The organism is Planktothrix sp., from assembly GCF_046067725.1.
In the GTDB taxonomy this organism is placed as follows: Bacteria; Cyanobacteriota; Cyanobacteriia; order Cyanobacteriales; family Microcoleaceae; genus Planktothrix.
In genome coordinates this window covers 1-19,119 of record NZ_JBJUDF010000243.1, presented here as the reverse complement: position 1 = coordinate 19,119, position 19,119 = coordinate 1, and the positions used below count along the sequence as shown (strand labels likewise).

Genomic DNA, 19,119 nt, shown 5'->3' with positions numbered 1-19,119 from the left:
ACTGTGACAAGATTGATAATTGTGCAAATGAATAAAAAAGCGGAACTGGCGGAATTGGTAGACGCGCTAGATTCAGGTTCTAGTGTTCGCAAGGACTTCCGGGTTCAAGTCCCGGGTTCCGCATCTGATAGGTAGGGGCGTAGTTTCTGCGCCCTAATCTTATTTTACTTTTTTGGTATCCCACACCCCATTTAACAGGCAAGATGCCTATTCCACACTGATCATGTTAACGAGTCTGCAAAATCCGTTAGTCAAACAAATTCGCAAACTCCACCAAGCTAAGGGGCGCAAAGAACAGCAGTTATTTTTATTGGAAGGAACCCATTTAGTTGAAGAAGCTTGTGCTGTGGGTTATCCGTTAACAACGGTTTGTTGTACTCCCCTTTGGCAAGAACGCCATCCATCCCTAGAAAATATTTTACGTCAGCACACAGAACGATTTGAACTCGTCAGTCCAGAGGTACTGGAAGCGATGGCGACAACGGTTCATCCTGATGGTATTATTGCTTTAGCACCGCGAATAGCTTCTCAACCTCAAAAGATTGAGAGTTTAGGCATTGCTTTAGAAACGTTACAAGACCCTGGTAACTTAGGAACAATTATTCGGACAGCCGCCGCTACGGGGATAGACGGGTTATGGCTGAGTAGCGATAGCGTTGATTTAGATCACCCCAAAGTATTAAGAGCTTCTGTAGGGGCTTGGTTTCGTTTAAATAAAATTGTTAGTCCTAATTTAGCGGATGATCTGATTCATTTTAAGCAACAAGGATTACAAATTGTAGCAACAGTACCCCAAGGGTCTCGCTGCTATTGGGAATTAGATTTTACCCGACCGACCTTAATGGTTTTTGGCAATGAAGGCGCGGGACTGTCTCCTGAGCTTCAAGCTTTAGCGGATCATCAGGTGCAAATTCCCTTACAGCGAGGGGTTGAGTCTTTGAATGTTGGCATTTGTGCAGCCGTAATGCTGTATGAAGCCCAACGCCAAAGAACAGGTCATTTATTGTCCTAAAACCGTCGTTTCAATGTCAGAAGCTTGTAAATTTTCCCCAATAAAAACTAATTGAGTTTGACGGGTTTCTGTGGGTTTCCAGAGACGATCATAAAAGGTTTCAATGCGATCGCCCACCCCTTGTAAGACTAACCGCATGGGTTTATTGGGAACAGAAACAAACCCTTTAATTCGGTAAATTTCCTGTTGTTTAATCAGGGTTTTTAACCGTTCAATTAAATCTTGGGGTTCAAAGTCTTGGGTTAAGATAATAGGAACTGAATTAATATTATCATCATGGTCGTGTTCTTCTTCATGATCATGATGACTAGGACGGGTTTCTAAATCATCTTCAACGGCTGCATTAAACCCTAAAATCACATCGGGTTGAATTTTTCCCTGTTGACAAGGAACAATTTTAACCCCTTCTCGTAATTCTTGTTTTAACCAGGTTTCTACTTTTTGTTGAGTTTCTAAATTCACATGATCGGTTTTCGTTAATAAAATTAAATCTGCACAAGCTAGTTGATCTTCAAATAATTCTTCAATGGGGGTTTCATGATCTAAATTGGGATCGGCTTGACGTTGGGCTTCTACGGCTTCAATATTCGCGACTAAAGTACCATTAGCAACGGCTTCACAGTCTACGACGGTTATCACACCATCTACCGTTGCACCTGTGCGAATTTCCGGCCATCGGAAGGCTTGCACTAAGGGTTTGGGTAAAGCTAACCCAGAGGTTTCAATCACAATATGATCAATTTTATCTCGTCGTTTGAGAAGTTCTTGCATCGCCGGAAAAAATTCTTCCTGTACGGTACAACATAAACAACCATTGGTAAGTTCTACCAAGTTAACTTCCGGGGTTTCATCCTCACAAACTTGACAAGATCGAATTAATTCTCCATCTATTCCCACTTCTCCAAATTCATTGACTAAAACGGCAATTCTTCGCCCTTGGTTATTTTGTAATAAATGACGAATAGTGGTGGTTTTTCCACTTCCTAAAAATCCAGTAATAACGGTGACAGGAATTTTGGCAGACATAGAATTCAGTTTCAGGTTATAGAGTAATCCTATTTTATTTATCGTAGGGGCAATTTATGAATTGCTCCTACGATACAATATGATTGGCTGTAAATTAGCCTGTAATAGCAGAAGATAAGGCAATAACACCAATGGCTACAACGGCAAACCCGGAATATTTAATGAGGGAAAATTGACGAGCTTCTAAGGTGTTTTGGAAGGATTGAGCTAGTTTCATTGTTCCCCCAGCAATTATGAATTGCATGACTGTAAATCCAGCTAAATAGGAGATTAAAGGCATCATTTTTGCCCCGATAATTGATTCTCCATAGGCATAACCATGAAATAATCCGGCAATGCTGGCTAAACCGATTAAAACCGTGAGGGGAAGTTGTTTTTTAAGAACTAATAAAATACCAATGGTAATCACAGATAAGGCGATCGCAATTTCAGGAAGGGGTAAATTCCAACTGATTACATGAATTCCAGTTCCTAACATCGCTGCCAATAAAAACGCAATAATCATCCAAATTCCGCTAACCAGACTCGCCGCAATTAAACCAATGGAGAGAATAAATGCAAAGTGATCGATGCCAATCATGGGGTGTGCGAGTCCTGACAGAAATCCTTGAAAAAAGGTTTCAGGTGTTTGCCCGTCGAAGGCGTGATGGGCTGTTGCAGGTTGCGCCATCAATAGTAATAATAAACTAACTCCTAAAAGGAAGAGTTGATTTCGAGATTGTAGCGCGAAATTCTGACCCAAATTCTGAAAAGATTTAAACATACTAAACATCATCTGTACCGCGCAGATGTATGAAAGAATCATCTGATTTCGGTGGGTATTCTGACTTAGAGATTGATGCTCTCATCACAGTTGCGGGACAGTGTTGGATTTACACCAAACTTTCCCCAATTTTCTAAGGATGATTGACCGTTAGAACCGACTCAGATCTGTTCATCTTACCACAACGTTAACCGTTACCATTTTTTATAGGGAAGAAATTTTCCACACAAGGTAACTTTAACGCGATCGCCTTTAGGATCTTCTACTTTGTCCACGTCTAAAGTAAAATCAATAGCACTCATAATGCCATCTCCAAATTTTTCATGAATGATACTTTTGAGGGGCATTCCATAGACCTGCATAATTTCATAAAATCGGTAGATTAAGGGATCGGTGGGAATCACCGGATCAAGTGATCCTTTGAGGGGATAATCAGTCAAGGGTTCAATATATTCTGAACTTAAGCCTAATGCTTCAACGAGTTGTTTAGCTTCTTCATAGGAGGCACTAGCTTGTTGATAAACAACCGCCGCGATCCAAACTTCATCTCGCCCCATGATTTGTTCTAAATCGGAAAAGGTGAGTCCTTTTAACTTTTTGGCAGCTAACAATTTTTCAGTGATTGCTGAAACAGCCATAGAACATTCCTCGTAGAATTGATAAATTTATAATGTTTCAAATTATATAGCACTACGCATTACAGTTAGAACTTCAGAGTGAATTCAACAAACCTTTCACCCCCCGACTGACTGTTCCCAGTCAATCGCGGTTCCTGTTCCCTAGCACTAGAGATGATTTTGCGATTAATGTTACAAAGGTTTTGGAGGTTTAAAACTGAGTGTTTTTCCTTATTGGGGGGGCTGTTTGGGTAACGGTTTAGGAGGAATGGGTAAATTCCGATTCGGGGTTGTTTGGAGTTGTTTAACAACGGATAATAAACGTTTGAGATGAGGTTTGATCACCGCTTGATGTTCTTGGGTTAATTCATCTAATTGAGTTTGGATTTGGGATAAATCGATGTCAGAAGAAGATGGTACGGTTTTTTCCTGTTGTAATTGATGAATAACTTCTTGAATTTCTACAAATCGCCCTTGAAAATCCTGTTGAGTGACGGCATTACTTCTTAACTCATGGGTAATATCTTGTAACTGTTGTAAATTTTCTTTTAAAGACTCGAAATGGGCAAACTCTGTTGATGAAAAGCTATTTAATTCATGACGAAATTGTTCTCGAATTTCCTCTAATGCCGCAGCAATATGTTCTTGCATAGACGTCACTGACTGTCCTAAAGCGGCAACTTGTTTCGCCCGATAAACCGATTCTAAAACTTCAGTTTTCGGGAATTCTTCTAATTGGGCTTGTAGGGATTGAATTTCATTGAGGAGTTGTTGTCTCAACCCCATCACGACTTTAACGGTATTTTTTTCTAATTTTTCAACAGAATCTTGAACTTGAATAATTTCAATTTGGCTTTGATAGGTTTGTTGTTCTAAACGATAACGGTTAGCAATATTTAATGAAACCGCTAAGGTTAAAGGTGCAACTCCATAAAAAGCTTGACCTGAAAGAGCAACAACCCCAGAACCAATAGCAGAACTTGCTAAGGACAGATACTCTAACCATTCTAACCAATGCCGTTGTTTCAACGAGGAGAAAACTGTTTTAGGAATAATAGAGTTAGGCATCGGCATAGCACTAGAATTTATAGCATGGGGTCGAGAGGCATGGGCAGAAGAAGCAGGAGGAAACATCATAATCTATTTGACTGGGAAGAGTCGGACAGGGTGGCTAACTCCAGAATACAGAAATTAATCAATAAACGCACCTACAATTTACTATTTGATACGCGCTTGCTAAGTGCTTAACTGTTAAGATGTGGGTCGAGGACAGAATCACCTTAACATTTACCCAAATCTGATGGGCTGATATTGATTTTAACAGCCTTAACGTTTATTCTCAATCCGATGTGTTCGATGTTCCGGTTTGTCAAAGGAGATCAATGACGATGAAACCCAATGAACCTTTAAAATCTGATTCCTTAAGATCAATATTAAGTATTACCACCTTGATCATTTTAGTTGTTGGTGTGGGATTTCTAAGTGTGAATTTTATTTTGGCTTTAATTCATAAACTTTCAGGGACAATTTAATCTCTTTTACTGATACACAAATCCAAAGAAAACTGCTACCTCAAATGAACCCTTATAAGCATTTTAAACTCTATCAATCTCGTGGATTCAACTATAGCAATCCTATTTGATTTACCGTAGGGGCAATTCATGAATTTCCCCTACGGTAAGGGTTTGACTCATAGAGGTTATTACATCGGCTACGAAGTCAGAAGCGGAGGGGTTTGGGATATATACAACCAACTTCTTAGCCGTCAAGTGGGGTGAAGGACGGAATTGAGCATCATTGATTGTTAATTTATAATTAAATTGATCAGGTTTTTTCTGAATGATTCTGGTTGGACGGTTTTTTGATAGCAGAATGGCATCAAAAAGCCGGTTCTATGTTAATTAAAAATATAAAAAATTCATTAATCTTAATATAAAAAAGCTCAGAATACTCCCGGAGAGAATTAAACTTAAAAAACAAGATTGTTCTGCTTCCTGCCACCCATCTGAGGTTTAAAACCGTTGCATAATCGCTAATTGATATAATTCACGAGATTCTTGCTTAACTTTACCTGACATGGCGGCTAACTGCAAATTGGCAAAAGCATGAATATCTTCACTTCCATAATGAGTGGTTTGTAGCATTTGTCTTAATGTGTTTTCTGTATGAAGACTCAGATAGCCACTAGACATGACATCTTGAACGAGATCACGAATACAAGTCATAAGAAACATCTCCACAAAAAACCTTAACCATAATTGAGTATCAGAGATTTCCACAAAACTTGGGGTGATCCTGATACCTTTACTGTACTGATGTTTACGGATAAAGTCGAGTGATGATAAACAAAGGTTAACAGTGATCTCGATCATCAAGAAAGCCACAGGAAGCAGCTAGTTCGCAATAGACAACTTTTGGTGTTGGGAGGACAAATCGATGATTATCCTAACACTCCGCACTTGACACCCGACTGATAGACTGGGGTTGGGGAACAGAAATCTCTAATTGTTCGCTACACCAATGGGAATAATCTGATAATAAATTATGAACTAATCGGTGTTTAACCGTCATCAAAACACTTTTTAATAAACCATTTCCAGTTGTTTCTAAAATCGGTTGGGGTGTTAACCATAACGGCGGCGGAAGCTCAACTTTCACTTCTAAATTCGCTTGACCTTTTAAATAGGTTATCCCTTGTGATGGAACCGGATACAGTTTTCCGACTAAATTCAGAGAAAATCGTTGATTAATATACTCAATGCCTCGAATTTCACAGCCAACGGATTTTAAATTCAGAATTCCATCCGGCTGTATCCAGACTTTTAAGTCTACTGTAGGTTGTAAACTAAACATCATGAACTGCAAAGGACGCATTTTTAAGCGGTATATATCCTCTGTCAACTGTTCCAAACGAGTCGGATCAACTAAGGCTTTGACTAACCGTTTCGGTTGACGGAGATAATGGTGAATTAAAATAGGTTCTGGTACAGCCATTTCAACGGTTTGGACAGCGTGAAAATGAGTATTCATAAAAAAAAATATAAAACGACTAATTTGTAAATATATCTTAATAAAATTTAAGATATTTATAAAAAAGTTTCATCCATCCCAAGTCAGGATAAAACCGGATCACAGATGATCTCTAAAATCCTTGAAATCCATAAAATCTGTGTAGTTGGTGAAATCCACTTTAATCCATGATTTTTTGATAATAAGGGTAATGTTGATGAGATTGATGTAAAGAATTGTAACATGATCTCGCAAAATGTAACTGAAGTGGGGAAATCCTCAAAACAATTTCTATCGTGGGGGTTAATTCCCTGCTGACCCTCTATTTATTCTTAACGAACGTAAAATTATGACCGTTTCTATTGCCCATCTAGGCCCTTCAGGGACTTATACAGAAGTTGCCGCCTTAGCTTATGGTAAATCTCTGACCCTAAATACTGGGGAAGAGTCGATGTTATGTCCTTGTTCAAGTATTAGTCAAACCCTATGGACAGTTGCAAAAGGAGACGCCAATCTTGGGGTTGTTCCGGTTGAGAATTCCATTGAAGGTAGTGTGAGTATGACCTTGGATACACTGTGGCAAATTGGTAGTCTGCAAATTCAACAAGCGTTAGTGCTTCCCATTGCCCATGCGTTGATTTCCCAAGCGCAAAACTTAGAACAAATTCAAGTGGTTTATTCCCATCCCCAAGCCTTAGCACAGTGTCAAGGATGGTTAGAGAAATTCTTACCCAATGTTCCCTTAATTGCTAAGAATTCAACGACAGAAGCCTTACAATTCGTTAAGGATGAAGCTAACATTGCTGCCATTGCCTCTTTACGCGCCGCAGAATTATATCAACTCCCCGTTCTGCGTCATCCGATTAATGATTATCCTGATAATTGTACTCGTTTTTGGGTGTTGAGTTTAGAACCCTCTGGGCCGGGAAAATATACCTCTTTAGGATTTAGTGTTCCTGCCAATGTTCCGGGTGCATTAGCTAAACCTTTAGCCATTTTTGCCGATCGCGGCATTAATTTAAGTCGGATTGAATCTCGTCCGAGTAAGCGATCGCTAGGAGATTATCTATTTTTTATGGATTTAGAAGCGGATAGTCACGATCAATCCTTACAATCTGCGTTAGCCGAATTAAAATCTTTTACAGAAACCTTAAAAATTTTTGGCAGTTACACCATCTTAAATCTGAATTAGTTTCGATTCGGAAAATGGGGATTGACCGTTGTAAGATGGGTGAGAATCGGGTTTGAAAATAGAAAAAGAATTCCCCGGTTCTTTCCTATCTACTCAATGGTTTAGGTTTTATGGATATTGTTTTGAGTAATATTCCCAACCTTCCCGATTTAACCCATCCCAATGAATTAATCGAATGGGGATCGGAGATGATGAAAGCTGGTATCAACTTAGCCATTTTATTAACGGCTTTGGGTGTGATTTGGTCGCTGATTAATGGGTCGGTCAAAAAACCAGGAGATTCGATTTCAGTTCCAATGCTCAAAACGGCATTAGAACAATATCTAAACTGGATACAAACTTTACCGCATTTTATTTTAATTGTTTTATTGCTAACGAGTAGTTTTTTTCTGTGTTCGACCTTAGCCAATCGTTATCATCATTGGGAACAACAACGGATCACTCAAATTGCCACTACTGTTGCGGGAGAACGTTTAGAACAAACCGCACCGCGTATTCGTTATGAAATTGAAGAACCGTTCACCGATTATCGTTATGTTGATGGGAAAACCATTGAAATTAAAAGTACCCATCTCGTTTCCCATTGGATGACTTTAGCGGGATCACAAATCGAGGTTAATATTAATCAAACCACCAGTCCTGATACCAAACAATGGATTTATAGTGTGGATTTTGCGGGAGATTATCAAGTTAAAAATCAACTCAAAGGCATCTCAGAATTCTTCTTTGAAGTGCCACCCCCCTATGGTTATTTATTATTGCAGAATTTCCAAGTTGAACAAAATGGAAAACCTCTGGTACAGGTCAACCCTGGAGATTATGGCTTTCCGTTTAAATTAGCACCTGGGGAAACGACGAATTTTAAAGTCAGCTATCAAGCCCAAGGTGCGCCGCGTTGGGTTTATCAACCTGGGGAGCAATTATTATCCAATTTTCGTTTAAATGTTCTTGCCCAATTTCCGAATGCTGAATTTGCGGGTGCGGTGCCCACAGTGACCAAAGAAGGAGGAAATAACCGACAGCTTTCTTGGGTTTATGAAGGCAATATTTCGGTTAGAAATCCATTAGGAATCTTTACGGCGACGTCTCCAATTTTGAATACGGGGGTGCTGCCTCGATTATTATTATTAGCGCCAGGGATCTTTTTATGGTGGCTGATTTTATTGTATCTGTCGTTACCTTTAACGTTACGAGATGTTGTGATTGTTGCTGGGCTATTTTTTGCGGGTTTATTAACCTTAACTTATAGCAGTCGTTTCATGGATGCTAAATTGGCTTGGATGTTGATTTCTCCTGTTTTACTCTTTGGAGTCTGGGGACTGGGAAAAAATCGTCAAGCATCTTGGGTGACGATGATTTGTACCATTTCGGGAGCAATTTTACCGATTTTAGGTTTATTAGTTCCCTACAGTGGTATCACGTTAAGTCTAGCCGCCTTATTATCAGGAATTTGGTTAGCACTGCAACATTGGCATGGAGTAGCACAGGAGAAATAACTAGAAACCCGGTTTCTTCAAGAAACCCGGTTTCTTCAAGAAACCCGGTTTCTGAAATTAGACCGCTTGTACGACTCGATCTGAAAAGATTTCGACCAAGACTTGAAGATAAGGAAAAAAGATTTCAAAATTTTGAGGAAGCAAACGTTTTCCTAACTCCTCGGATAGATCCCCTAACATATCCTGAACTAACTTCCAACTAATATGAAGTCGAGGATATAAAATCACACACATGGGAAATAATTCCTGCTTGATTGGATGCAAACTTTCTTCTAAGGCACACCAACATAAATAAATCTGGAATAACTCAATATCACGAGTCGCAGAGTATTGCAGAATATGATTTTTCAGATCGCCACTCACGGTGCGATATCCCAGATTGGAATCATACAATTTATGGTAGGTCTGATGAGCTACGCTGGTAAAGATGGAAAGTAACTGTTGAACGGCGATTAAAGTTGGGGAATTGGGTAGATGTTTAGCTGCTAAATCGTTGACTTCTCCCAAAGGAGAATATAGATAATCTTCTAAGGTTTTAAAGTATAGAAAGAAAACGGTTCTTTCCTTCATTGACATCCACTCCAATAACATCCGCCCCATATAGTGGAACTGCAATTGCAGCAAAATTAACATTAAAGGCTCAGTTTGGGAGTATTTTCGACGAAGTTTGATGGTTTCTCGTCCGAGGGATACCGATAAGCGAAACGGGTATTCATACTGAGCAAAAACCTCTAAGGCTTGATGATACAGCTTGGATACATCTTGAATCAGGGTCGCTGACTGTTTTAACCCCAGTTTATTAACCGGATAGCGATTCCAGTCAATCCCTAAAATGCTTCCAACTTTATTCCACGCTAAGGTTCCCAACAAGCTTAGGTTCTTCATTAATTCTGCAACAACACGAGAACGATCTTCATCGAACTCCGTAATATCAACTTCCTGATCGTCTACAAAAAAATGGGTTGAACCGTGATGGCTATGGGCAGCAACTTTTGCATAATATTTCTGAGCCCATCGAACAGCCTCTAATGTCATTGCACTTCTATCAACGGTATTAGATAGAGAGTTCAGTTGTTCTGGAGATTGAGAGAACATCATAACAGCTTGCGTCCTTGGTAGTTAGGTTCATCAGAGGATTGAACAATACAGGAGTCGAAGTAGAATTCTAAAAACTAATCGTTCCTAAAATTCTATGGGCTGTTTCAAGTTTAGCCGAGCTAATTAATTATATTAGGCAATTTTTATAAAGAATTTCTGTATTTTTTTTGCTAATTTTAAATGTGTTAACTTTTCATTACATTTCTTGTAGTTGGGGATACAAAAATCAATAATTCTCGAATAAACTTTAACCAAACTTTAATGTCGGTATCCTAGTTTTATAGGAATTTGAAAAACTTTTACTGCTAAATAGGCAACAAAATCGATAAATGTTCTTTTTTTCCAGGGCTGCTTAGAAAAAACACAGAAAATGCCGGGTTTGAGTTCTCCTGTTTTCTCGTGTTAAATCCAGGTCAAAACTATCCATTTAACCCATATTAATCATGCTCAAATCACGGCACTTTCTAACATTCTAATGGTTCCTTTTTGTGTATTAATTTCTACCTGTATCCCTAAAGGAACCGTAAACTGTTCTCTAATATGACCGATCATCGAACCATACCAAGCGGGAATCTTTAACGGTTGAATTAAATCTGTTAATACTTGCGGTAAGGTTAAAGAAGGTTCGTTTCCCTCTCCAGGGGTGCAAAATGTACATTGACCGAAGATAAACCCGGAAAGCTGCTCTAAAATTCCAGCTAGTTTCAAATGGGTTAACATTCGATCAATTCGGTAGATATCCTCACCGACATCTTCCACGAATAAAATTGTGTTCTGCCAACTTGGTAAATATTTTGAACCCACTAAGGCGGATAAAACCGATAAATTGCCCCCAATTAAGCGTCCTCGCCCTTGACCGGGATAAATCGTTTCTACTTGAACGTGAGGGAGGTTTTCAAAGGTTAGGGTTTGTCCTTCAAATAAAAGCTTTTGTAACCAACTCACAGAATAGGAGTTCCAGAAGGAAGTGCCTAATAATCCATGAAAGGTCACTAATCCGGTTTGGGTATATAATGCTAATAATAAAGCTGTAATATCACTATAACCGAGAACAATTTTAGGATGTTGGCGAATTAAATCATAATCTAATAAAGATAAGATGCGGCTACTTCCCCAACCGCCTCCGGTGGCAATAATCGCCTTAACGGTCGGGTCAGCAAACATTTGATTAATATCTGTAGCTCGTTGTTGATCCGTTCCGGCTAAATAACCATATTCACTGAGAACATGGGGAGCAACTTTAACAGTTAATTCCTGTTGTCCTAATTGTAGTTGAATCCATTTTAAATGTTCTTTTAAAATGGGGCTGGCTGGACTCACCAACCCCACTGTATCTCCGGTTTGTAAACGGGGAGGTTTGAGTAACGGAGGAGAGGTGGGAAATTGAGCGAGAACAGGATATTGAGTCCCTATTGCTGTTAAGGTCAATCCGATTAAAAAATCACGACGGTTCATAATCTTATATGAAATCCCATTATAGATGCTACAGATGATTCCCCCTAACCCCCTGTAGAGACGTTGCATGGTAGGTCTCTACAGGGGTGAATTTGTAGTCAATATTTAGGGATTTCATATTAATAATTAGTGAGGGTAGGGGGGAGATCATCCCGCCCTGACTCAGTTATCATTAATTCAATTAATTCAGCGACGCCAGACCCTCGATCATTTTTTGTTACTAAATTAACTTTTGCTTTAACTTCAGGTAAGGCATTCGCAACGGCGACGGAATAACCACATTGTTCTAAGAAATCACAATCGTTTTCCGCATCTCCTACTCCAATAATGTGTTGTAGGGGTAGGTTGATTAACTGGGAAAGGGCAGTTAATCCAAAAGCTTTATTAATGCCTTTTGGTAACACCATAACCGCCCCTTTATTACAAATAATTTGCAGATTTATGCCTAATTCTTGAATAGTTTCTTGGGTGATTTGTAAATAAGGTTCCCAAGTGGCTATAATCACTCGTCCCACACCCAAGGGTTCCAAAAAATGTCCGTGATCAATCTTGGAAAATTCTTCTGGAAGAGTGGGGTTTTTTAAAGTTTGTTGTTTTTGGTGAATGCGATCGCGTAATTGGCTGATAAAAGCTTCTGAAGGACGTTCGGCTAATAATTTTTCAACCTGTGTGGCGGGTTGATATAACACAGCGCCATTTTCTGCAATCACCCAATCAAACATACGGGTAACAGGAATATGATCAATTAAATTATCCAGTTGTCTGCCCGTAATTAAAATTAATTTTCGCCCTGACTGTTGCCACTGTTTTAATGCTTTTAAGGTAGCATTTTCTACCACTCCATCTGTTGCTAAGGTTCCATCAAAATCGGTGGCTAAAGCTAAATAGTTCATGGTGCTTAGAAAACTAAATTAAGGACGGGGTAGATTAAAATTTAATATAATTCTACCACTCATCCGTTGAATTAATTCCTGAATTTCAGCTTAATCATCTTCATACTCAACCCAAGAATTAGCCGTTTCAGAAACCCTAACTTTTAAGCGGACTCCTTGAGGAACTCGTTTTTGAGTGACATCATAAATATATTTAGCAATCATTTCGGCAGTGGTTTCATATTCCGGGGGTAAAATATCATTTAAGACGCCATGATCTAACCCTCCTTTGGTGACATCTTGTTTTGCCCATCGTAAGCTTCTAAAATCAGCCACCATGACAGCATGGGGACAATATTCTGAGGAATGGAGTTGATCAGATGTGGCTTCCACTTGTACGCGATAGGTATGACCGTGCATCCGTCCACAGGGGCCATCATAATCTTTAATATAATGGGCACTATCAAAGGTAAATTCGGTGGTTAATTTCCATTTCGGCATAACAAAAAAACTCTACTCAACCTTTCTTTCTATTTTGACGTCGGGAAGAACTTTTTTTCAATCCTTGTCTAACAACTTGCAAAATTGTTAATTTCTAAGTTGTGGGAAACTCAACGGTAAAAGTGGTGAAATTGTCTCGACTTTCAACTTGAATTGTCCCGCCTAATTGTTGAACTAACTTTTGCACTAAGGCTAACCCTAACCCAGTTCCTCCTTGCTTCCAGGGGTCAGCATTGGGAACACGATAAAACTTCTCAAAAATTCGCGGAAGCTCTTTTTGCGGAATTTCAGCTTGGTTACGGATCACAATTTGTAAAGGGTCAGAATGAGCCGGACAGGGAAGGGGGGTTTCTAATTTTTTTCCTTTGCGTTTTTTCTGGGATGTTGGGTTGAATTCTAGCCAATTTGATAAAGATTGATAATGAATTCCGATAAAGATTTCACCGCCATTCGGGGTATATTTACAGGCATTATTTAACAATTCTGCAAAAATTCGCTCCAAACTATAGGGGTTGGTTCTAATGGTTTCTAAATGGGGATAATAGGCAACCTGAAGCACCTGCTGGCGTTCCTGAGTGCGGGAATAAAAAGGATTAATAATCGTAGGCAACCATTCCAATAAATCTAAACTTTCAATAGCAATGGGAGTTGAAGAAGATTCTAAGCGTTGTAAATCTAATAAATCATTAATTAAATTCGTTTCTCGCAGACATTCAGATTCTAGGATTTCTAAATATTTTTGAACCCGTTGAGAATCCGGGGCAATTTTTAACATATGAATTGCCATTTTCATATTAGCTAAAGGAGTCCGCAGTTCATGGGAAACGGTACTTAAAAAGTCATCTTTGAGAATATTTAACTGTTGTAATTCTTGAACTTTCTGCTGGAGTTCGGCGGTTCGATCTTGAACTTGACGTTCTAAATCCGTATTTAATGCTTGAACTTGTTGATATAATTGTGCTTGTTGAATAGCGATCGCTAATTGGGTGGCAAGCTGTTGTAATAATAAGGTTTCTGAAGGTTGCCAATGGCGAGAACCGGAACATTGATGGGCGGTAATCATTCCCCACAGTTGCCCATCTTGTAAAATGGGAACGACGAGATAAGCCGTAACTCCTTGTTGATTTAATTGATTGATTTCTTCAGGACTTAAGGATGATTTTTTTAAATCTGAAATAGCATAAATATTATCATGTTCAAACACCATTAAATAAGATTGAAACGACTGTTGAAATAACCAATCATTCGCCAGAGATTTGCACCCTTGAGCAACGGATTCAGCAACTAATTTGCCGTTTTTTTCTGATTCCAAGTGATAAATAAAAACCCGATCCGCTTCTAAAAATTGTCGCACTTCTGCGACCGTTGCATTCAGAATTTCATCTAAATTTAAGGATTGATGAATTCTCATGGAAATTTTAGCCAACAGTCGTTCCCGTTGTAATTGTTCATGAACTTTAGAGGTGCGTTCTTGAACTTGTTTTTTTAGTTCCGCATTGCGACTTTTTAAGAGTTCTAATTTTTCCGTTTGGAGTTGATTGACAGATTGTTGTAATTGTTTGACCGCCCGATACATTTCCGTCGGGTCAAGCATTCTGAGTAAACTAACTTGTGTAATAATTCCTAATAATTCGCCTTCATCTCCACAAACAACTAACCGTTGTACCTGTTGCTTTTGCATTTCTTGATGGGCTATCCATAAAGAATCATGGGTTTTTAAATGGAACGATAAAGTTCCCATTACAGTTGTTGCTGGTGTTAACGTTAAATCGAGTTCTAAAAATTGTGCTTCAACAATATCTTGTTCGGTTACTAATCCAATTGGGGTTAATTTTTTCTGTTTTTTAGTTTCAACAATAACGACACAACTCGCTTGATGGGCTGCCATCATTTGAGCTAAACTTAATACAGAAGTCTTCATAGGAGCGGTGACAACTTGGGTGAGCATTTCATCTCCCACACGCCGTAATCTTAAAATATTAGAAGGTTGTAAAACCCGACGAATTCGTTCTGGGGTAATCACTCCTACTAATTGTCCACGACTATCTAAAACGGGTAAATGCAGAATTTGATGTTGTCGAAATAAAGATAAAGCTGTAAAAATATCTTGGTCATCGGATTCGGTTAAACTAATAGAAACCGGAGACATAATTTCGGCTACTCTAATTTTATGAAGGGGGGCTTCCTTTAAATTATCTAAAATTCCAGCCGCAATTAACTGAACAATATCTCGTTCGGTGACAATTCCTAAAACCGAGGAAGGTTGAAGTTGTTCATCAGGAAGAACGTGAACAATTTCTTCTGGGTCTTGATCAATGACAAACACACAATTAGCCCTAAAATCTTCAACGGAAGAATAACTAGGATTTAAGAGACAATAATTTGGGGATAATCCCAATAATTTGATAACATCCGCTAAAGAAGTTTCGGAAGTAACGATTAATGGATTTCGATCAATGGCTTGTTCTAAAGCAGAGGAATACCGCGCAGACTGATAAAATTCCATAGTGAGACTCTAAAAAAAATTATTGGTAAAAAGCACGAGGATTTTATAATAGAGAGAAGTTAGCATCAAGTTATTCAGCATTGATCAGTCGCTGAACATTATAATTTTAACTCAATTAAGCCATAAAAAATTATGATTTTATCCATTAATGAACCTGATTTTTGGGAAACACGCTATCAACAAGGAACCACCGGATGGGACTTAGGAGAAGCTGCACCTCCCTTTGTGGATTTTTTACAATCTTCTGATACTCCTAGACCCGGAAGAACGGCAGTTTTAGGCTGTGGGCGGGGTTATGATGGGTTATTATTTGCTAGTTATGGATTTGATGTTGTGGGGTTTGATTTTGCCACTTCAGCCATTGAAGACGCGTTGAAATATCAACAATTACTGATCAATCAATCCTTAATCTTAAAAGGTTCAGGACAATATTTACCCACTTCAGCAACATTTTTACAACGGGATATTTTTACATTACCCCAAGAATTTTCAGGACAGTTTGATTATGTGATTGAACATACTTGTTTCTGTGCTATTTTCCCCGAAAAACGTTATGATTATGTTCAGTTAGTCGCATCCATTCTTAAACCGAAAGGGCAATTATTCGGGTTATTTTTTACCCATTCTCGCCCCGGAGGCCCACCGTTTGCTGTCACCCCGACGGAAATTCAACAGTATTTTCAAGGGAAATTTGAAATCCTGGCGCTCCATCCCGTCACGAACTCAACTCCTAGCCGTCAACAAGAAGAACATTGGGGACAGTTTCAGGTTAGCAAATAGCCCTCGCCTGCAAATTTCAGTAAGTTTGACTATAATAAATAAAGATGAAATAAACCTAGATTTACGAATGAGTCAACCGTTAAACTTAGAAAATATAGCCCATCAGTTAGATAGCGAAAACTTACGCGATCGCTTATTAGCGTTAGTTTCTCTGCGGGATGTACCTCCAGAAGACGCTGTTCCTTTGATTAAAAAAGTTCTGAATGATGAAAGTTTGCAAGTCCGATCTATGGCAGTTTTTGCACTAGGAATTAAACCGACTGAAGAATGTTATCCTTTGTTAGTGAATCTATTAGAAACCGATCCGGATTATGGAGTCCGCGCTGATGCCGCAGGTGCGTTAGGTTATTTAGGAGATATTCGGGCATTTGAACCGTTAGTGAGAGCGTTTTATGAAGATACAGATTGGCTAGTTCGATTTAGTGCTGCTGTCTCTTTAGGAAACTTGAAAGATATTAGAGCTCGTGATGTTTTATTAGCTGCATTAAATAGTAATGAAACCATTTTACATCAAGCTGCGATCGCTGCCATTGGAGAAATTAAAGATATTCAATCCGTTGATCAGATTCTGCGATTTGCTCAATCAGAAGATTGGTTAGTGCGGCAACGGTTAGCAGAAGCCTTGGGTCATTTACTAACACCAAAAAGCTTTTCAGCGTTGAACTATTTAATCAAAGATAGCCATCCTCAAGTTGCTGAAGCTGCTAAAATTTCCCTAGACCGACTCCAACAACAGGGCATAAAATCTTAGGAATTTCAGCAAGGGGGAGGGACGGTTAAAGATAATTCAATTGTCTTGACAAATTCACCCAATTATTAGACGATAGATTTTAATTCCTTTAAAATTGCTATCAATTAAAATCTATTCTATCCTTTAATTAACTTATGGCTGCTCCCTTCCCTTCTCGAGAAAAACCTAAATTTTTGCAATTATTATTTTTTAGTTTTATTGTTTTATTATTGGCGAGTACCTCTGCAACTCTAGGCGCAATTACCGCTTTATTAGCACCAGAGAAATTTGATTTTACCGAACCCGAACTCAAGATTTTAGATGGACTCTGGCAGCATCGGTTTAAATATAATTTATCTCGTCCGGTTAATATTTTGGTGTTAGGTATTGATGGAAAACCGAACCCGAAATCTGCCTCTCCAGACTTGTTTAACGGTCGGAGTGATACCATTTTATTAGCTCGCTTTGAACCTCAATATAAATCCATGACTTTGTTATCTATTCCTCGTGATAGTCAAGTTGAAATTCCGGGTTATGGAACCGGAAAAATCAACGAGGCGAATTATTGGGGTGGCTCTCAATTAGCTAAACAGGTTATTAAAAATACCTTAAACCAAATTGATGTTAACCGTTATGTACGCGTCAGTAGCGGTGCATTTCGAGAATTAGTTGATTTTTTAGGGGGAGTAGAAGTTTATATTCCGCAGCCGATGTCTTATCAAGATAAAACTCAGCAATTCAAGATTAATTTAGCCGCAGGTTGGCAAACCATTAATGGAGAACAAGCGGATCAATTTGTTCGATTTCGGGGTGATGGTTATGGAGATTTAGGTCGAGTTCAACGTCAACAAGCGTTAATGGAAGCCATTCTAGCGCGACTTAAAGATCCGACGATTTTACCTCGTGTTCCTGAAATGATTCGGATTCTGCAAAAATATATTGATACGAATCTCAGCTTTGAAGAAATTTTAACCTTAGTTAATTTTGGTTTGAATCTTGACCCCCAAAATTTGAAGATGGTCATGTTACCCGGTCGTTTGAGTTCAGAGGATTCTGATAGTAGTTATTGGTATATTGATGAACAGGGACGAGATCGAGTTATGTACCAATATTTTCGTTTAGATTCGACAGGATTTACCTTAAAAACCTCCTATGAACCTTCGGCTTATGAAACCTTGTCTAAAGATTTAAAAATTGCGATTCAAAATGCCTCTGGTAATGCGAGGGGTGCTGAAAAAATGCTAAATTTTTTAGCCGATCAAGCATTTAATGAAGTTTATTTAGCCTCTACTGAAACAACTCCCCAATTGAAAACCCAAATTATTGTTCAAGGGGGAGATTTAGGCGCGGCAAAACTGATGCAAAAGCTCCTCGGTTTAGGTGAAATTAAAGCCACTTCTACCGGGGAGCTAGGATCAGATTTAACCATTCGAGTCGGAGAAGATTGGATTAAGTAATCAGTCGTTTGTTGACAGTTAACCCATTTCTACAACCAACCATCAAGCGTTAACGTCTTGTAATTGACATAACATCAACCCAAACCATTGATTTTGATCTGTCCAATTTTTCAAAGAAACTAATCCTAACGTTTTTAATTCCGCTTGAATTTGTTCAAATTGAAATTTTCGAGAAATTTCCGTATGAATCGTTTCTCCTTCTTGAAATTCAACCGTTAAATTTAAGGTCTTGAGTTCAACCGTTTGATTTTTTAAACTTTTTAAGTGCATTTCAATTTGATGCTCTTTTTCATTATAAAATGCTAAATGCTCAAATTGAGATAAATCAAAATTTCCAGAAAATAAACGGTTTAAATGTCGCAGCATATTTAAGTTAAAGGCGGCTGTAACCCCTTGGCTATCATCATAAGCAGGTTCTAAAATAGATTTAGATTTATGTAAATCTACCCCCAAAAGGAAATAATCTCCCGGTTGCAAAGCGTCCACAATATGGGCAAAGAAAGTATGGCAGTCTTCCGGTTTTAAATTGCCTAATGTACTGCCAATAAAACCAATCATTCGGTTGGGTAAAGGGGAAGGATTCAGATGCTTTAAAGCGGTTTCAT

General features: G+C 38.7%; 19 protein-coding genes, 1 tRNA gene and 1 riboswitch. Of the genes, 8 read left to right on the top strand and 12 right to left on the bottom strand.

The window, feature by feature from the left end:
• Positions 1-39 precede the first annotated feature (39 nt).
• Positions 40-123, top strand: a tRNA-Leu gene (locus ACKPEB_RS15095).
• 100 nt (positions 124-223) lie between these two features.
• Positions 224-1,012: a TrmH family RNA methyltransferase gene (locus ACKPEB_RS15090; RefSeq protein WP_408965750.1), complete on the top strand. Its 789-nt coding sequence runs from the start codon at positions 224-226 to the stop codon at positions 1,010-1,012.
• Here the strand turns inward: ACKPEB_RS15090 and cobW are convergent.
• The 4 genes from cobW to ACKPEB_RS15070 all read right to left on the bottom strand — a co-directional run bounded on the left by cobW (position 1,001) and on the right by ACKPEB_RS15070 (position 4,555).
• Positions 1,001-2,038, bottom strand: a complete 1,038-nt coding sequence (gene cobW / locus ACKPEB_RS15085; protein WP_408965749.1) for a cobalamin biosynthesis protein CobW — start codon at positions 2,036-2,038, stop codon at positions 1,001-1,003. The two genes, ACKPEB_RS15090 and cobW, sit on opposite strands and share 12 nt — an antisense overlap.
• 94 nt (positions 2,039-2,132) lie before the next feature.
• Entirely contained in the window at positions 2,133-2,801 is a 669-nt protein-coding gene (locus ACKPEB_RS15080; RefSeq protein ID WP_408965748.1) for a HupE/UreJ family protein, read from the bottom strand.
• Between the two features lie 32 nt (positions 2,802-2,833).
• A riboswitch (cobalamin riboswitch) is annotated at positions 2,834-2,977 on the bottom strand.
• Between the two features lie 18 nt (positions 2,978-2,995).
• Positions 2,996-3,439, bottom strand: a complete 444-nt coding sequence (gene cynS / locus ACKPEB_RS15075) for a cyanase (protein WP_408965747.1) — start codon at positions 3,437-3,439, stop codon at positions 2,996-2,998.
• A 210-nt stretch (positions 3,440-3,649) separates the two neighbouring features.
• A complete protein-coding gene (locus ACKPEB_RS15070) occupies positions 3,650-4,555 on the bottom strand; it encodes a hypothetical protein (RefSeq protein ID WP_408965746.1) in 906 nt (301 codons plus the stop codon).
• A gap of 251 nt (positions 4,556-4,806) precedes the next feature.
• Here ACKPEB_RS15070 and ACKPEB_RS15065 point away from each other — a divergent pair, with 251 nt between their 5' ends.
• A complete protein-coding gene (locus ACKPEB_RS15065; protein WP_408965745.1) occupies positions 4,807-4,950 on the top strand; it encodes a hypothetical protein in 144 nt (47 codons plus the stop codon).
• Between the two features lie 480 nt (positions 4,951-5,430).
• Here ACKPEB_RS15065 and ACKPEB_RS15060 read toward each other — a convergent pair whose 3' ends face one another.
• Entirely contained in the window at positions 5,431-5,643 is a 213-nt protein-coding gene (locus tag ACKPEB_RS15060; protein ID WP_408965744.1) for a hypothetical protein, read from the bottom strand.
• A gap of 220 nt (positions 5,644-5,863) precedes the next feature.
• Positions 5,864-6,448, bottom strand: coding sequence for a DUF1997 domain-containing protein (locus ACKPEB_RS15055; protein WP_408965743.1), 585 nt, complete (start codon positions 6,446-6,448; stop codon positions 5,864-5,866).
• Between the two features lie 328 nt (positions 6,449-6,776).
• On the opposite strand from ACKPEB_RS15055, the gene pheA reads away from it, so the two are divergent.
• Complete coding sequence (pheA, locus tag ACKPEB_RS15050; protein ID WP_408965742.1) at positions 6,777-7,619, top strand: prephenate dehydratase; 843 nt, start codon at positions 6,777-6,779, stop codon at positions 7,617-7,619.
• Between the two features lie 110 nt (positions 7,620-7,729).
• Positions 7,730-9,115 carry a hypothetical protein gene (locus tag ACKPEB_RS15045; RefSeq protein ID WP_408965741.1) on the top strand — a complete coding sequence of 462 codons (1,386 nt, stop codon included), beginning with the start codon at positions 7,730-7,732 and terminating at the stop codon, positions 9,113-9,115.
• A 57-nt stretch (positions 9,116-9,172) separates the two neighbouring features.
• Here the strand turns inward: ACKPEB_RS15045 and ACKPEB_RS15040 are convergent, their stop codons facing one another.
• The 5 genes from ACKPEB_RS15040 to ACKPEB_RS15020 form a co-directional block, all read right to left on the bottom strand.
• Positions 9,173-10,213, bottom strand: a complete 1,041-nt coding sequence (locus tag ACKPEB_RS15040; RefSeq protein WP_408965740.1) for a hypothetical protein — start codon at positions 10,211-10,213, stop codon at positions 9,173-9,175.
• Between the two features lie 447 nt (positions 10,214-10,660).
• On the bottom strand, positions 10,661-11,668 hold the full coding sequence (locus ACKPEB_RS15035; protein WP_408965739.1) for an LD-carboxypeptidase: 1,008 nt from the start codon (positions 11,666-11,668) through the stop codon (positions 10,661-10,663).
• 119 nt (positions 11,669-11,787) lie between these two features.
• On the bottom strand, positions 11,788-12,561 hold the full coding sequence (locus tag ACKPEB_RS15030; RefSeq protein ID WP_408965738.1) for an HAD family hydrolase: 774 nt from the start codon (positions 12,559-12,561) through the stop codon (positions 11,788-11,790).
• A gap of 90 nt (positions 12,562-12,651) precedes the next feature.
• Positions 12,652-13,041 (bottom strand): 6-pyruvoyl trahydropterin synthase family protein, encoded by a 390-nt coding sequence (locus tag ACKPEB_RS15025; RefSeq protein ID WP_408965737.1) that lies wholly within the window; start codon positions 13,039-13,041, stop codon positions 12,652-12,654.
• A gap of 94 nt (positions 13,042-13,135) precedes the next feature.
• A complete protein-coding gene (locus ACKPEB_RS15020; protein ID WP_408965736.1) occupies positions 13,136-15,547 on the bottom strand; it encodes a CBS domain-containing protein in 2,412 nt (803 codons plus the stop codon).
• A 132-nt stretch (positions 15,548-15,679) separates the two neighbouring features.
• On the opposite strand from ACKPEB_RS15020, the gene ACKPEB_RS15015 reads away from it, so the two are divergent.
• The 3 genes from ACKPEB_RS15015 (at position 15,680) to ACKPEB_RS15005 (ending at position 18,514) form a co-directional block, all read left to right on the top strand.
• A complete protein-coding gene (locus tag ACKPEB_RS15015) occupies positions 15,680-16,327 on the top strand; it encodes a methyltransferase domain-containing protein (protein WP_408965735.1) in 648 nt (215 codons plus the stop codon).
• A 67-nt stretch (positions 16,328-16,394) separates the two neighbouring features.
• Positions 16,395-17,078 (top strand): HEAT repeat domain-containing protein, encoded by a 684-nt coding sequence (locus ACKPEB_RS15010; protein WP_408965734.1) that lies wholly within the window; start codon positions 16,395-16,397, stop codon positions 17,076-17,078.
• Positions 17,079-17,212: 134 nt separating this feature from the next.
• Positions 17,213-18,514 carry an LCP family protein gene (locus ACKPEB_RS15005; RefSeq protein ID WP_408965733.1) on the top strand — a complete coding sequence of 434 codons (1,302 nt, stop codon included), beginning with the start codon at positions 17,213-17,215 and terminating at the stop codon, positions 18,512-18,514.
• Between the two features lie 42 nt (positions 18,515-18,556).
• Here ACKPEB_RS15005 and ACKPEB_RS15000 read toward each other — a convergent pair.
• Positions 18,557-19,119, bottom strand: a 563-nt coding sequence (locus ACKPEB_RS15000; RefSeq protein WP_408965732.1) for an L-histidine N(alpha)-methyltransferase, incomplete at its 5' end; no start/stop codon positions are given.